The organism is Prosthecomicrobium pneumaticum, from assembly GCF_014199915.1.
In the GTDB taxonomy this organism is placed as follows: domain Bacteria; phylum Pseudomonadota; class Alphaproteobacteria; order Rhizobiales; family Kaistiaceae; genus Prosthecomicrobium; species Prosthecomicrobium pneumaticum.
This window is the reverse complement of sequence record NZ_JACHOO010000001.1, coordinates 329,629-344,725: the sequence shown is the minus strand read 5'-3', so window position 1 is coordinate 344,725 and position 15,097 is coordinate 329,629. Positions and strand designations below refer to the sequence as shown.

The 15,097-nt window shown below is 68.8% G+C and carries 15 protein-coding genes; all 15 read right to left on the bottom strand.

The window, feature by feature from the left end:
* Positions 1–183: 183 nt before the first annotated feature.
* Entirely contained in the window at positions 184–1,014 is an 831-nt protein-coding gene (locus GGQ63_RS01545) for an MBL fold metallo-hydrolase (protein ID WP_183851829.1), read from the bottom strand.
* The gene (locus tag GGQ63_RS01540; protein ID WP_183851828.1) at positions 1,007–1,813 is read right to left on the bottom strand and encodes a TatD family hydrolase; all 807 of its coding nucleotides are present in this window, start codon (positions 1,811–1,813) and stop codon (positions 1,007–1,009) included. The genes GGQ63_RS01545 and GGQ63_RS01540 overlap by 8 nt, the downstream gene beginning before the upstream one ends.
* Before the next feature lie 534 nt (positions 1,814–2,347).
* Entirely contained in the window at positions 2,348–3,898 is a 1,551-nt protein-coding gene (metG, locus tag GGQ63_RS01535) for a methionine--tRNA ligase (protein ID WP_183851827.1), read from the bottom strand.
* Positions 3,899–3,961: 63 nt separating this feature from the next.
* Complete coding sequence (locus GGQ63_RS01530; RefSeq protein ID WP_183851826.1) at positions 3,962–5,038, bottom strand: DNA polymerase III subunit delta'; 1,077 nt, start codon at positions 5,036–5,038, stop codon at positions 3,962–3,964.
* A gap of 3 nt (positions 5,039–5,041) precedes the next feature.
* Entirely contained in the window at positions 5,042–5,674 is a 633-nt protein-coding gene (gene tmk, locus GGQ63_RS01525; RefSeq protein WP_183851825.1) for a dTMP kinase, read from the bottom strand.
* Entirely contained in the window at positions 5,674–6,834 is a 1,161-nt protein-coding gene (locus tag GGQ63_RS01520) for a D-alanyl-D-alanine carboxypeptidase family protein (protein ID WP_183851824.1), read from the bottom strand. The genes tmk and GGQ63_RS01520 overlap by 1 nt, the downstream gene beginning before the upstream one ends.
* An 83-nt stretch (positions 6,835–6,917) precedes the next feature.
* Positions 6,918–7,748 carry a sulfate ABC transporter permease subunit CysW gene (gene cysW / locus GGQ63_RS01515; protein ID WP_183851823.1) on the bottom strand — a complete coding sequence of 277 codons (831 nt, stop codon included), beginning with the start codon at positions 7,746–7,748 and terminating at the stop codon, positions 6,918–6,920.
* A complete protein-coding gene (gene cysT / locus GGQ63_RS01510; RefSeq protein WP_183852602.1) occupies positions 7,745–8,578 on the bottom strand; it encodes a sulfate ABC transporter permease subunit CysT in 834 nt (277 codons plus the stop codon). The genes cysW and cysT overlap by 4 nt, the downstream gene beginning before the upstream one ends.
* A gap of 53 nt (positions 8,579–8,631) precedes the next feature.
* A complete protein-coding gene (locus GGQ63_RS01505; RefSeq protein WP_183851822.1) occupies positions 8,632–9,630 on the bottom strand; it encodes a sulfate ABC transporter substrate-binding protein in 999 nt (332 codons plus the stop codon).
* Between the two features lie 395 nt (positions 9,631–10,025).
* Positions 10,026–10,724 carry an ABC transporter ATP-binding protein gene (locus GGQ63_RS01500; RefSeq protein ID WP_343061055.1) on the bottom strand — a complete coding sequence of 233 codons (699 nt, stop codon included), beginning with the start codon at positions 10,722–10,724 and terminating at the stop codon, positions 10,026–10,028.
* A gap of 8 nt (positions 10,725–10,732) precedes the next feature.
* The gene (locus GGQ63_RS01495; protein WP_210308343.1) at positions 10,733–12,001 is read right to left on the bottom strand and encodes a lipoprotein-releasing ABC transporter permease subunit; all 1,269 of its coding nucleotides are present in this window, start codon (positions 11,999–12,001) and stop codon (positions 10,733–10,735) included.
* Positions 12,002–12,023: 22 nt separating this feature from the next.
* Positions 12,024–13,343 (bottom strand): proline--tRNA ligase, encoded by a 1,320-nt coding sequence (gene proS / locus GGQ63_RS01490; RefSeq protein ID WP_183851820.1) that lies wholly within the window; start codon positions 13,341–13,343, stop codon positions 12,024–12,026.
* 614 nt (positions 13,344–13,957) lie between these two features.
* On the bottom strand, positions 13,958–14,362 hold the full coding sequence (locus GGQ63_RS01485; protein ID WP_183851819.1) for a DUF930 domain-containing protein: 405 nt from the start codon (positions 14,360–14,362) through the stop codon (positions 13,958–13,960).
* Positions 14,363–14,403: 41 nt separating this feature from the next.
* Positions 14,404–14,664 carry a DUF1467 family protein gene (locus GGQ63_RS01480; protein ID WP_183851818.1) on the bottom strand — a complete coding sequence of 87 codons (261 nt, stop codon included), beginning with the start codon at positions 14,662–14,664 and terminating at the stop codon, positions 14,404–14,406.
* Positions 14,661–15,068 (bottom strand): methylmalonyl-CoA epimerase, encoded by a 408-nt coding sequence (mce, locus tag GGQ63_RS01475; protein ID WP_183851817.1) that lies wholly within the window; start codon positions 15,066–15,068, stop codon positions 14,661–14,663. The genes GGQ63_RS01480 and mce overlap by 4 nt, the downstream gene beginning before the upstream one ends.
* Positions 15,069–15,097 lie beyond the last annotated feature (29 nt).

Genomic DNA, 15,097 nt, shown 5'->3' with positions numbered 1-15,097 from the left:
CCGGCTCGTGAGAGTCGCTTGCCGATCACGCTTCTACCATCCGCCATCCCGATCTCCCACCGCAACCTGCGGAGATCACGAAACCGCTTTGATTTCAATGGTATCGGATGTCGAGCTCGAACACCGGTGCAGCGAGCCTCGATACGGGCGCGTCACTTCCGGATCAAAGAGCAAACGTTTGATCTAGAAAGAATATGGCAGGTCGACGATCATCCCGTCATAGCCGGGCTCGACGCCGTTCGGCAGACGGGCGGCGAGAGTCGCATAGTCGAGGTCACCGTGCATATGGGTGAGCACAGCCCGGCCCGGCCGAAAGGCCTCGATCGCCGCGAGCGTCTCCTCGACGCTCCAATGGCTCGGATGGCGGGTGTAGCGCAGCGCATCGACGATCCACAGATCGAGGCCCGAGACGGCGCCGCGGCTCTCGTCCGGCAGGTCGCTGATGTCGCTCGAATAGGCGAAGCCGCCGATGCGGAAGCCGAGGCTGTCGATCGCACCGTGCACCTGGCGGAACGGCAGGATCGAGAGCGGACCGCCCGGCCCGTCGATCGTCAGCGTCGTGCCGATGGCGATCCGGTGCCGCGCGAGGATCGGCGGATAGGAACCTCCCGGCGGGGTGCGGAAGCAGTAGCCGAACGCCTCCTCGAGCCGCGCCTGCGTCTCGTCGTCCGTATAGACCGGCACCAGCATCCGGTTGTTGATCCAGAAGCTCCTGAGATCGTCGATGCCGTGCGTGTGGTCGGCATGGGCGTGGGTGTAGAGCACGCCGTCGAGCCGGGTGACGGCGGCCGACAGCATCTGCTCGCGCAGGTCCGGTCCGGTGTCGACGAGGATGCGCGTCGGCGCGTCGCTTTCCGGTCCGAAGCGGTCGATCAGGATCGAGCAGCGGCGGCGGCGGTTCTTCGGCTCGGCCGGATCGCAGGCGCCCCAGTCATTGCCGATCCGCGGTACGCCCGGCGAGGCGCCGGAGCCCAGAATGGTGATCCGGAGCCGCCCCGTCGCCGCCTCAGCCATCAACGCCCATCTCCGCCATCAGCGTCCGCGGCAGTTTTCCGAAGCAGCGAAAGACGTTCGCCGTGGTCGCCGCGGCGAGCGTCTCGAAGGATACGCCCTTGACGCCGGCGAGCACCTTCGCCGTCTCCGTGGCATAGGCCGGCTCGTTCCGCTTGCCGCGATAGGGCACCGGCGCGAGATAGGGCGCGTCGGTCTCGACGAGCAGCCGGTCGAGCGGCACGCTCGCCGCGATATCGCGCAGCGCCTGCGAGTTCTTGAAGGTGAGGATGCCGGAAAACGAGATGTAGAGGCCGAGTTCGAGCCCCACGCGGGCGAGTTCGGCGCCGGAGGAGAAGCAGTGCAGAATGGCCGGGAAGGGCCCCTTCCCCGTCTCCTCGCGCAGGATCGCGATCAGGTCGGCGTCGGCGTCGCGCGCGTGGATGACGAGCGGCAGGCCGGTGATCCGCGCCGCCGCGATGTGGCGCCGGAAGGAAGCGGCCTGCACGTCGCGCGGCGCGGTGTCGTAGAAATAATCGAGCCCCGCCTCCCCGATCGCCACCACTTTCGGGTGGGCGGCGAGCGCGACGAGGTCGTCCGTCGTCACATCCGGCTCTTCGGCCGCCTGGTGCGGATGGGTGCCGACCGAGCAGAACACCATATTGTGCGCCTCGGCGAGTGCCCGGATCGCGTCGAACCGGCGCACCCGGGTCGAGATGGTGATCATGAGCCCGACGCCGGCCGCCTTCGCCCGTGCGATCAGGCCCTCGCGGTCCTCGGCGAAATCGGGAAAATCGAGATGGCAGTGGCTGTCGACGAGCATCGGACCGGCGGGCGCAGAAACAGGACGCGGCGCCCTGTTGCGCCGCACCGTTTCAAGTAGCGCCTCGGCCCCGCCCCGTCCACCGCCCGCATCGCCGCGGGTGGCGGGATTGCCACAAGGGGGAGGGAAAGCGCGCCCGGGCGGCACACCGGCTTCACCCCACCCCATCATCTTCGCGAAGGCGAGGATCCATCGCGCCGGGCCGGCCTTTGTTTCGTGGATTCCCGCCGTCGCGGGAATGACGGAGGACGAGGCTGTAAGGGCTCGAGGGCACGATTCTGGACGGGGCGGCGGGGACGGTGCCCGGAGCGCCACCGTCACGATTACGGATGCCGGCACGGAGGCCGGCATGACGGGTGGAGGGGGCGGTTCGAGGTAATCGCCCCACCATCCGGGAACGCAAGTTCGCGGCCCGGGAGCGGCAGCCTCCCTCCCCCCTTGTGGGGGAGGGTCGGGGTGGGGGGTGAAGACGCCGAAGCCGAGGCGGGAGGCTGGATGACGGGGCTGTTCGAAGGGACGGCGCAGAGGGCGCCTCTATTCCGTCGCCGGCTCGACATAGCGCGGGAAGACGCCCGCCGGCGCCGGCAGCGTCGTGCCCGCGGCGAGGCGGCCGGCGGGGCCGAGGGCTTCGAAGCTGCGCGCCTCCGCCGGAACGGCGAGGAGATCGAGCAGCTTCGCGGCGGACTCCGGCATCACCGGCTGGGCGAGGATGGCGATCTGGCGCACCACCTCGGCCGTCACATAGAGCACCGTGCCCATCCGGGCGGGATCGGTCTTCCGGAGCGCCCAGGGCTCCTGGCCGGCGAAATAACGGTTGGCGTCGCCGACCACCGCCCACACCGCGTTGAGCGCGGCGTGGATCTGCTGCGCGTCGATCGCCTTGCGGCAGACCGGCAGCAGCGCGTCCGCCGCTGCGAGAATGGCCGCGTCGGCCTCGGAGAAGGCGCCGGGCTCCGGCACCACGCCGCCGAGATTCTTGGCGATCATCGACAGCGAGCGCTGCGCCAGATTGCCGAGATCATTGGCGAGATCGGCGTTCATCCGGTTGACGATCGCATCGTGGCTGTAATTGCCGTCCTGGCCGAACGGCACCTCGCGCAGGAAGAAGAAGCGCACCGTGTCGACGCCATAGGTCTCGACGAGACCGAACGGGTCGATGACGTTGCCGACCGACTTCGACATCTTCTCGCCGCGGTTGAACAGGAAGCCGTGCGCGAAGACGCGCTTCGGCAGGTCGAGCCCGGCCGAAAGCAGAAAGGCCGGCCAGTAGACCGTGTGGAAGCGGATGATGTCCTTGCCGACGATGTGCACGTCGGCCGGCCAGTAGCGCTTGAAGGTCGCGCTCTCGACATCGGGGAAGCCGACGCCGGTGATGTAATTGGTGAGCGCGTCGACCCACACATACATCACATGGCGCGGATTGCCGGGCACCGGCACGCCCCAGTCGAAGGTGGTGCGCGAGATCGAGAGGTCCTTCAGGCCGCCGCGGACGAAGCTCAGGATCTCGTTCTTGCGCTCCTCGGGACCGATGAAGTCGGGGTTCGCCTCGTAATGGGCGAGCAGCCGGTCCTGATAGGCGGAGAGGCGGAAGAAATAGCTCTCCTCCTCGACCCAGTCGACCGGCGTGCCCTGCGGCCCGTAGCGGCGGCCGTCCTCGCGCAGCTCGGTCTCGCTCTCGGCGTAATAGGCCTCGTCGCGCACCGAATACCAGCCGGCATAGACGTCGCGATAGATGTCGCCGACCGCCTCCATGCGCCGCCAGATCTCCTGCGAGGCGCGGTAGTGCTCCGGTTCCGTGGTGCGGATGAAGCGGTCGTTCGAGCAGTTGAGCGCCTTCGCCATCGCCTGGAAGCGCGGCACGTTGCGCTCCGCGAGCTCGCGCGCCGAGATGCCCTCGCGCGCCGCGGTCTGAACCATCTTGATGCCGTGCTCGTCGGTGCCGGTCAGGAAGAAGACGTCGTGCCCGTCGAGCCGCTTGAACCGGGCGAGCGCGTCGGTCGCCAGCACTTCATAGGCATGGCCGATATGCGGTGCGCCGTTGGGGTAGGAGATGGCGGTGGTGATGTAGAATTTCGGGGCAGTCATCGCTGCGGCCTCGCGTCTCTGTACACGACTATTCGACCCGGCCGGATCGGCCGTCAGGCAGCGTCACATTCGGGTCGCGCGGGCGAGGTCCATCAGCGTCGAGAGAACGAACTGCTTCTTGTCGAGATTGAGCGCCTCGGTGCGGGCCGCGGCGTCGCCGAACTTCTCCCATACCTCCGCGAAGCTGGCAAGCGGCGTCGCCGCCACCGCGGCGCTGACCGGCATGCCGTCGGGCTCTCCATCGCCGCGCACCCGGCGCGCCAGCCAGTCGCGCACGGTGTCGACGAAGGCCTCGAGCGCGTCCGTCGCGCCGCGCTGGGCGACGAGATCGCCGAGCCGGTGCGCCGCCGGAATGTCGAGATCGGGCAGCCGCGCGGCGATCGCACCGAAATCGCGCCGCACGGCGACCCCCTCCCCGCGCAGCATGGAGATCGCCCGCCGGAGGCTGCCCTCCGCCGCATGGGCGGCGAGGGCCCGGTCGGCCGCGTCGACCTCGGGCTCGTGCGCGGCGAGCGCGGCGGCGATCACATCGGGGGCGAGCGGCGGCAGCTCGAGCCGGCGGCAGCGCGAGCGGATGGTCGGCAGGAGCCGGCCCGGCTGGTGGCTGAGCACGAGGAAGAGCGAGCGCGGCGGCGGCTCCTCGAGCACCTTCAGGAGGGCGTTCGCCGAATTGGCGTTCATGTCGTCGGCGGCATCGACGATGGCGATCCGCCAGCCTGCCTCGCCGGCCGTCGAGCCGAAGAAGCCGACGGTGCGGCGCACCTCGTCGACCGACAGATCGGTCTTGAAGCGCTTCGCCCGGTCGTCCCAGGGGCGGGCGAGGGTCAAGACGTTCGGATGGGAGCGCGCGGCGATCTTGCGCGCCACCGGGTGGCCGGCGTCGATCGGCCGGCGGTCGGATGCCGCGGCCGCCTCGGGCGTCGGATGGGCGAGCGCGAAGCGGGCGAAGCGATAGGCGAGCGTCGCCTTGCCGCTGCCGCGCGTGCCGCCGATCAGCCAGGCATGGTGCATCCGGCCGCTCGCATAGGCTTCGATCAGCGCGGTCTCGGCACCGGCGTCGCCGCGCCATTCGGTTTGCGCCTCGGGCAACGGCCAGCCCTCGATCTCGTCGAGATGCGGGATGTCGGCGGGATCGGCCATTCTTCAGCGCGCCCCCTCGATCAGCCGTTCGCGCACCGTCCGCCACACCGCGTCGGCGACAGCCTCCGGGCTGCCCCGCCCGTCGAGCACGACGCAGCGCTGCGGCTCGCGGGCGGCGATCTCGAGGAAGATCGCCCGCCGCCGCCGATGCCGTTCGATCGTCTCCGCCTCGAACCGGTCCGGCCCGCCGCCGCGGCCCGCGATCCGGGCGAGCCCGTCCTCCACCGGCAGGTCGAGGACGACGGTCAGGTCCGGCCGCGTCGCGCCGACGGCGACCGCTTCGAGCGCGCCGAGAAAATCCGGGTCCGCCCCGTCGGCGCCCTGATAGGCGCGGGTCGAATCGGCGAAGCGGTCGCAGAGCACCCATCGCCCGGCGGCGAGCGCCGGACGGATCACCGTCGCGACATGGTCGGCGCGGGCGGCGGCGAAGAGCGCCGCCTCGGCCTCGACGCCGAGCGCACGCGCCTGCCCCGAGAGGATGAAATCGCGGATCGTTTCGGCACGCGGCGTGCCGCCGGGCTCGCGCGTCGTGACGACGGCGATCCCTTCCACCTCGAGCCGGGCGGCGAGGCGGCGGATCTGGGTGGTCTTGCCGGCCCCCTCGCCGCCCTCGAAGGTCACGAAGCGTCCCGCCATCACCACCAGCCCAGGAGCAGTTCGCCGACGCCGTCGAGCGCCCGCTGCGTCATCGTCCCGAGCGGCCGGTCGGCGAGGGCATAGACCGCCTGCTCCTGGTTCGGCGCGTCGCCGACCGTCACCCGTACCACGCCGATCTCCTGCCCCTTCGCGACCGGCGCCTCGACCGGACCGCGATAGACGATCCGCGCCCGCACCTGATCGCGCAGGCCCTTCATCAGCAGGAGGTCGACCGGCACCCGCGTCGCCACCGCCACACGGCCCTCGGCACCGCCGAAGACGCGCACCTCGCCGAGCGGCTCGCCCGCTTCGTAGAGGCGCACCCGCTCATAGGCGGAGAAGCCCCATTCGATCAGCCGCCGCGCCTCCGCCGCCCGCTCCGCATCGCTCGCGAGGCCGCTCACCACGACGACCGCGCGATGCCCGCCGCGCACGACCGAGCCGGTCAGGCTGAAGCCGGAGGCGGCCGTGCTGCCGGTCGACAGACCGTCCGCGCCGATCGCCATGCCGAGCAGCGGATTGCGGTTGCGCTGATAGATCTTGTTCCAGGTGAAATCCGGCTCGCTATAGATGCGGTAATAGTCCGGATAGGTCTCGATCAGGTGGAGGGCGAGCTTCGCCATGTCGCGCGCCGTCACCTTCTGCGCCGGATCCTCGAAGCCGGTGACGTTGGTGAACACGGAGCCCGCCATGCCGAGCGCCCTCGCCTTGTCGTTCATCAGCCGGACGAAGGCCTCCTCCGATCCGGCGATTCCCTCGGCGAGGATCAGGCAGGCGTCGTTACCGGCCTGGACGATCGCGCCGCGCACGAGGTCGGACACGGCGATCTGCGATTTGACGGCCGCAAACATGGTGGCGCTGCCGGACGGTGCGCCGCCCGTCCGCCAGGCGTGCTCGCTGACGGGGAAGGTGTCGGAGAGGTGGATGCGGCCGGCTTTCAGCGCCTCGAAGACGATCGCCATCGTCATCATCTTCGCCATCGCCGCCGGGGCGAAGGGCCGGTCGGCGGCCTTCTCGTAGAGCACGGTGCCCGTCTCGGCATCGACGAGGAAGGCGGCCGTCGCCTTGGCTTCGAAGGGCGCCGGCGGCGTCTCCGCACGCGCCGCGCCCGCCGCCGAAAGGGCGAGCGCGAGGACGAACGTGCGGAGGAATCGGATCATGGCGGCCGGGGCTGCGGGGAGGCGGAGCGGACCTTGGTTATCAGGCGCCACCACGGCGGATCAATGGCTTGCCGCGCGGGCGCTCATCCCTGCCGCGCGCCGCTCCGCTCGAGCAGCCATTTCGCGACGAGCGTCAGAAGCCCGGCGAGGGCCAGGACGGAGGCGGCCGCGAAGGCACCCATCGTATTGTAGTCATGATAGAGCAGCTCGATGTGGAGCGGCAGCGTATTGGTCTGGCCGCGGATATTGCCCGAGACGATCGACACGGCGCCGAACTCGCCGAGCACGCGCGCATTGCAGAGCACGACGCCATAGAGCAGCGCCCAGCGGATATTGGGCAGCGTCACGCGCCGGAAGATCGCGAAGCCGCCCGCCCCGAGCGTCGCCGCCACCTCCTCCTCGTCGCTCCCCTGCGCTTCCATCAGCGGGATCAGCTGGTGCACGACATAGGGCGCGGTGACGAACATCGAGGCGAGCACGATGCCGGGCAGCGCGAACATGATGCGCAGCTCGTGCGCCTCGAGGAAGGGGCCGAGAAGCCCTTGCCCGCCATAGACGAAGAGATAGGCGATGCCGGCGACGATCGGCGAGACGGAGAACGGCACCTCGATCGTGGCGAGGAGCAGCCGCCGGCCGGGAAAGCGAAAGCGCGCGATCGCCCAGGCGGCGGCGATGCCGAACAGCGTGTTGACCGGCACGACGAGGAGCGCGGTGACGATGCTGAGCCCGATCGCCGCGCGTGTATCGGGATGGGCGAGCGTTGCGGCGAAGCCCGAAAGGCCGGCGCCGAACGCCTCGATGAAGACGATGGCGACGGGCGCGACGAGGACGAGGAGCGAGGCGAGGAGCACCGCACCGAGCAGTGCGCCGCGCGCCGCCCGCCCCTCCCGCACCGCGGCACCCGCCCGGCTCATCGGGACGCCTCCTGGTAGCGGGCGAGCCGCGCCTGGAGCGCGTTGATGACGAGGAGCATCACGAAGGCAGCGGCGAGCATCACGGTCGCGATCGCCGCAGCGGCCGGATAGTCGTATTCCTCGATGCGGATGAAGGCGAGCAGCGCCGTGATCTCGGTGCGGTTCGGCTGGTTGCCGGCGATGAAGATCACCGCGCCGAACTCGCCGAGCGAGCGGGCGAAGGCGAGCGCGACGCCGGCGAGCAGCGCCGGAACGAGGAGCGGGAAGACGACGCTCCGGAAGGCGCGGCCGCGGCTCGCGCCGAGCGTCGCGGCCGCTTCCTCGATCGCCGGATCGAGGTCCTGCAGCACCGGCTGGAGCGTCCGCACGACGAAGGGCAGGCTCGTGAAGGCCATCGCCACCGCGATGCCGAGCGGGGTATAGGCGACCTTGATGCCGAGCGCCTCGAGCGGCGCGCCGAACCAGCCATTGCCGGCGAAGAGCGTCGTCAGCGCGATGCCGGCGACCGCGGTCGGGATGGCGAAGGGCAGATCGACCAGAGCGTCGAGCAGCCGGCGGCCCGGAAAGCGGAAACGCACGAGCACATAGGCGAGCGCGAAGCCGTAGACCGCGTTGAAGAGGGTGGCGAGCGCCGCTGCCGAGAGCGTCACGCGGTAGCTCGCGAGCGCCCGGCGCGAGGTGACGATGCGGATGAAATCCGCGAAGCCCAGCCCCGCGCCGGTCCACACCAGGCAGGCGAGCGGCAGGATAATGACGAGCGCCGCATAGACGAGCGTCAGGCCGAGCGAAAGCCGAAAGCCGGCGAGTGCCGGCTTGTTCGAATAGCGCAGGCGCGGCTGGCGGACCGGCGGCGCCCCCGGCGCCGCCGCGGCGAGCGCGGACACTACTGGTCCAGCAGCCGATCGAGCAACCCGCCCGAACCGAACTGTGTCTTCTGGGCTTCCGCCCAGCCGCCGAAGACCGTGTCGACGGTGACGAGACGCACGTTCGGGAACTGCGCCGCGAAGGTCTCGGCGACCTTCGGATCGCGCACCCGGTTGCCGTTCTCGGCGGCGATGCGCTGGCCTTCCGGCGTATAGAGGAAGGCAAGATAGTCGCTAGCGAGCGCCCGCGAGCCGCGCTTGTCGGCGACCTTGTCGACCACCGCGACGGGGAAATCGGCGAGCAGGCTCACCGAGGGCACGACGGTTTCGAAGCGGTCCGCGCCGAATTCCTTGGCGATGCCCTTCGTCTCGGCCTCGAAGGTGATCAGCACATCGCCGATCTCGCGCTCGACGAAGGTGGTCGTCGCCGCCCGGCCGCCGGTGTCGAATACCGCGACATTGCCGAGGAACTTGCCGAGGAACTCCTCGACCTTCGCCTCGTCGCCGCCGAACTTCTCCTTCGCGTAGGCCGCCGCCGCGAGATAGGTGTAGCGCGCATTGCCCGAGGTCTTGGGGTTCGGGAAGACGAGCGCGACATCGTCGCGGACGAGATCGTCCCAGTCCTTGATGCCTTTCGGATTGCCGGCGCGGACGAGGAAGACCGGCAGCGAATAGAAGGGCGAGGCGCCGTCGGCGAATTTCGACGGCCAGTCGGCGGCGACGAAGCCCTTGTCGGCGAGCGCCTGCACATCCGTCGCCTGGTTGAAGGTGACGACGTCGGCCTCGAGCCCCTCGATGATCGAGCGCGCCTGCTTCGAGGAGCCGGCATGCGACTGGTTCACCTCGACGGCCGGCAGGCCGCGCTCGGCGCGGCTCGCCGCATAGGCGGCGTTCACCTGCACGAACAGCTCACGGGAGATGTCATAGGAGGCGTTGAGCAGCGTCGTCGGCTCCTGCGCCAGGGCGGGCAGCGGCGCGAGGGCGAGGAAGGCGGCGGCGGCAAGCGAGGAAAGACGCATCGGATGTCCCGTTCGGCGAAGGCGCGAAGGCGCCTCGGAAAGTGAACCGACGCTACCAGCCGCGCTTGGGCCGATCGAGAAACGGCAGACCGAATTGCGGCCCGAACGGGCAAGATCGTTCCACGCGAAGGTGGATCGGCGCGTCGGTGCGGCCACCCTGAACCCCGTTCCCGGCCACGCCCCGCCCTACCCTCCCCCACGAGGGAGAGGGAAACCGCGCCCGGTCCGCGCGCCAGGTTCACCCCCAAGCAGGCGTCATCCTCGCGAAGGCGAGGATCCATCGAGCCGAGCCGTCCTCTGTTTCATGGATTCCCGCCTTCGCGGGAATGACGGCTGGAGGGGTGGTTCGAAGAGCGGGCGGCACCCGGTCCGAGGGCGGCAACCCCTTTCCCCCGCTACACCTCGACGATCTTGCCACCCGACAGCGTGATCCGGCGGTCCATCTTCGAGGCGAGGTCCATATTGTGGGTGACGATCAGCGCGGCGACGTCGGAGGCACGGACGAGCGCGGTCAGCGCCTCGAAGACATAGCGGGATGTCTTCGGGTCGAGATTGCCCGTCGGCTCGTCGGCGAGGAGGACATGCGGCGCATTGGCGACGGCGCGCGCGATCGCGACGCGCTGCTGCTCGCCGCCCGAGAGCTCCGAGGGTCGGTGCTTCACGCGCTCGCCGAGCCGCATATAGGCGAGCAGTTGTTCGGCACGTGCCGCCGCCTCCTTGCGGTCGAGCCCGCGGATCAGCTGCGGCATCATCACGTTCTCGAGCGCCGTGAATTCGGGCAGGAGATGGTGGAACTGGTAGACGAAGCCGATATGGAGCCGCCGCATCTCCGTCCGCTCGGCATCGGTGAGCGAACCCGCCTCCCGGCCGCCGATATAGACCTCGCCGCTGTCCGGCTTGTCGAGCAGGCCTGCGATGTGAAGGAGCGTCGATTTGCCTGCACCCGACGGGGCGACGAGCGCGACCACCTCGCCCGGCGACAGCACGAGACTCGCTCCCGTCAGGATGGAGAGCCGGCTCTCGCCGTCGCCATAGTGCCGCTCGACCTTCTCGAGCCGGAGCGCCGCGCCGCCGGCCTCCCCCTTGTTCGCCACCGCCCCGCTCATTCGTAGCGCAGTGCCTCCACGGGATCGAGCCGGGCCGCTCGCCAGGCGGGATAGAGCGTCGCGAGGAAGGAGAGCGCGAGCGCCATGACGATGACGGTGAAGGTCTCGCCGAACTCGACCTCGGCCGGCAGCCGGCTGAGGAAATAGAGTTCGGGAGAGAAGAGTTCGGTGCGCGTCATCCAGGAGATGCCCTGCCGGATCGGCTCGATGTTCCAGCAGACGACGAGCCCGAGCACGAAACCGACCGCCGTGCCCACCACGCCGATCGCCGCGCCGGTGATGAAGAAGACGCGCAGAATCGAGCCGCGCGTCGCCCCCATCGTCCGCAGGATGGCGATGTCGTGGCTCTTGTCCTTCACGAGCATGGTGAGGCCCGAGATGATGTTGAGTGCGGCGACGAGCACGATCAGCGTCAGGATCATGAACATCAGATTGCGCTCGACCTCGAGGGCCGAGAAGAACGTCATGTTGCGCTGCCGCCAGTCGGTGAGCAGCACCGAGCGCCCCGCCGCCTTCTCGATCGGGTCGCGCAGCGCTCCCGTCCGGTCGGGATTGTCGAGATAGATCTCGATCGCGCTCGCCTTGCCGGTCTGGTTGAAATAGGCCTGCGCCTCCGCGAAGGGCAGGAAGACGAAGGTGGCGTCGTATTCCGACATGCCGATCTCGAAGATCGCGACGATCGGATAGGCCTTGACCCGCGGCGTGACGCCCATCGGCGTGATGTTGCCGCGCGGCGAGACGAGCGTCAGCCGGTCGCCGATCGTCACGCCGAGCGCCGAGGCGAGCCGCGTTCCGATCGCGACGCCGCCTTCCTGCGTGAAATTGGCGATCGAGCCGAGCCGGATGTTGTTGGCGATGCCCGGAACGCTCGGCAGGTCCTCGTCGCGCACGCCGCGCACCAGCACGCCGTTTGCCGTGCTGGGGCCGGAGGCGAGCGCCTGCCCCTCGACGAGCGGGATCGCCGAGACGACGCCGTCGACCATCGCGATGCGCGCCGCGACCTCGGCATAGTCGGTCAGCTCGCCATCGGCCGATTGCAGGATGACATGGCCGTTGATGCCGAGGATCTTGCTGATCAGCTCGGTGCGGAAGCCGTTCATCACCGCCATCACGATGATCAGCGTCGCAACGCCGAGCATGATGCCGACGAAGGAGAAGCCGGCGATGATCGAGATGAAGGTCTCCCGTCGCCGCGACCGGAGATAACGGCCCGCGAGCATCCACTCGAAGGCCGCGAAAGGCCCGGTTCTCGTCGGCTCCGCCATGCCGTCTCCTCGCACGTCCCGATCAGCCGGCCATCAGCCGGTTCACCGCCGCGTCGACGGAGAGCGTCAGCCGCTCGCCGGTCGCCCGGCGCTTCAGCTCCACCTCGCCCCGCTCGAGCCCCTTCGGACCGACCACGAGCTGCCAGGGCAGCCCGATCAGGTCCATGGTGGCGAATTTCGCACCGGCGCGGCCGTCGACATCGTCGAAGAGCACCGCGACTCCGGCGTTCGTAAGGCGTTCGTAGAGCCCGTCGCAAACGCTGTCGGTCTTTTGATCGCCGGTCTTCAGATTGATGAGGCCGACCGCGAACGGCGCCACCGATTCCGGCCAGATGATGCCGGCTTCGTCATGGCTCGCCTCGATGATCGCGCCCATCAGGCGCGACACGCCGATGCCGTAGGAGCCCATATGGACCGGCTGCTCGACACCGTCCGGGCCGGCGACATTGGCGCCCATCGGTCCGGAATACTTGGTGCCGAAATAGAAGATGTGGCCGACCTCGATGCCGCGTGCCGAGACGCGCTTGTCCTCGGGCAGCGCCTCGAAGGCCGCGGCGTCGTGCATCTCGTCGGTTGCCGCATAGGGCGTCGTCCAGGCGGTGACGATCGGCGAGAGATCGCCGCGGAAATCGACATCGTCGGGCGGAATCGGCAGGTCGAGAATGTCCTTCGAACAGAACACCGCACTCTCGCCCGTCGAGGCGAGGATGATGAACTCGTGCGACAGGTCGCCGCCGATCGGTCCGGTGTCGGCCCGCATCGGGATCGCCTTCAGGCCGAGCCGGTCGAACGTGCGCAGATAGGCGACGAACATCCGGTTGTACGCCTCGCGCGCCCGCTCCCGGTCGATATCGAAGGAATAGGCGTCCTTCATCAGGAATTCGCGCCCGCGCATGACGCCGAATCGCGGCCGCACCTCGTCCCGGAACTTCCACTGGATGTGATAGAGGTTGAGCGGCAGGTCGCGATAGCTGCGCACGGCGCTGCGGAAGATGTCTGTCACCATCTCCTCGTTCGTCGGACCGTAGAGCATCTCGCGCTCGTGCCGGTCCTCGATGCGCAGCATCTCCTTGCCATAGGCGTCGTAGCGCCCGCTCTCGCGCCACAACTCGGCCGACTGGATGGTCGGCATCAGGAGCTCGATCGCGCCGGAGCGGTTCTGCTCCTCGCGCACGATCTGTTCGATCTTCGAAAGCACGATCTTGCCGAGCGGGAGCCAGGAATAGATGCCCGCCGATTGCTGCCGAATCATGCCGGCACGCAGCATCAGCCGGTGCGACACGATCTCCGCCTCCTTCGGCGTCTCGCGCAGGATCGGCAGGAAGAAGCGGGAGAGGCGCATCGCCGGGGCTCCGGGACTCGGGAACGGGTTCGTAAGGGCCGTCATCAAGACAAGGGCCGACGCAAAACACAAGAGCCGCGACGCCCCGCGGCGCCGCGACCGGCCGTGACGCGATCGAGGTCACCGTGCGAGGGCGGAAATCCTAAGGTCAGTCATACTGACGCGAAATTTTTGGGCTAGCGCTGCACAAAATGATGACAAGCGTTCGGCCATTGGATAACCTCCTCGACATAACAAGGGCGCGGGCAACAAGACCACCGCCCGGAAGGCATCGCGGTCTAAGTCTTGGGAGGAAGGCCCCTCTGGCGCGCCGTAAAGGCTGCTGCCGCCAGGCCCGGCAAGAACCGATCTGAGGATCGGCTGACGGGTGAGGTTACGAGGGGTAGGACGCGGAACTGGGGAAGCAAGGCTCGAAAGGGCCTTGCTTTTTTCTTTTGTGGACCGGGGCGTCGGGTTCTTCGCGTGGCGCGCCAGCGCCGTCCCGACCGGCCGATGAGGGCGGAAGACGCCACGAACGAGCGGCCTTTCCGACCTTTTCTCCGATCACCGGGCGGATGTATCAGCGGACGGCCTCGCCGCAGCCCCGCAACCCTCGCCCGGCATCAAAGACAGGATCAGGGGAAGAGGTTCAGCTCGTCCCACTCCTCGCGCGGGATCTTGTCGCCGACCTTGTAGCGGAACGAGGTGACCTCGTAATGGTCATCCGAGGTCGTGCAGGTGAAGGTGAAGCGGTACCAGTCGCCGCGGCTGCGGAACACGGCGCCCTTGCCCTCGAGCGTGTCGCCCTTCTGATTCGGCCGACCGAGATAATCGACCATGGCGTGCTCGGGCCGGAAATGGCTCTTGTCCTTGGCGAGACTGTCCATCGCGGCGAGGTCGCAGACCTGGACGAAGCGCGTCTCGGGATCGAGCGTGCTCAGCGATTCGCGCAGCGCCCGATCCATGGCCGCTGCCGATGGCGCGCTGGCGAGTCCTGAAAGGATGGCGGCGAGCGCGAGGGCGCGGGGGGCGTTTCCCATGGCCCGAATCGTATCGAAGCCGTGCCGTCCGGGCAACCCCGTCACTGAAAGAGGTTTCCGAGCGCCTCGGCGGTCCAGCCGAGCCGGGCATAGAGATACCAGAAGCCGAAGACGAGGATCGCCGCGACGATCGATGTGATGATCGCCTTGCGCACCAGCATGGGCTGCGCGGGCGCGCTCGCCGTGGTGCCGAGCGTCACCTCGCCGACCTCTTCCTGCGTCCTGATGCCGAAGGGCAGCACCGCGAAGAGGATGGTCCACCAGATGACGAAGTAGATCGCGACGAGGCTGTACCAGCTCATGCCACTTCCTCCAGCTCGATCAGCGTGCCGTCGAAATCCTTGGGGTGCAGGAAGAGCACCGGCCGGCCGTGGGCGCCGGTCTTCGGCTCACCCGTGCCGAGCACCCGCGCGCCCGTGGCGAGCAGCCGGTCCCGTGCGGCAAGGATGTCGTCCACCTCGTAGCAGACATGGTGCATCCCGCCGGCCGGATTGCGCGCCAGGAAGGCTGCGATCGGCGAATCGGCGCCGAGCGGCGCGAGCAGCTCGATCTTGGTGTTCGGCAGCTCGATGAACATCACCGTGACGCCGTGTTCGGGCAGCGCGTCGGGTCCGGTCACGGTCGCTCCGAAGGCGCTACGGTAGCGCTCGGCCGCCGCACCGAGATCCGGCACGGCGATCGCGACATGATTGAGCCGTCCGATCAAAACACTGCTCCGTCGCCGGCGAAAAGCCC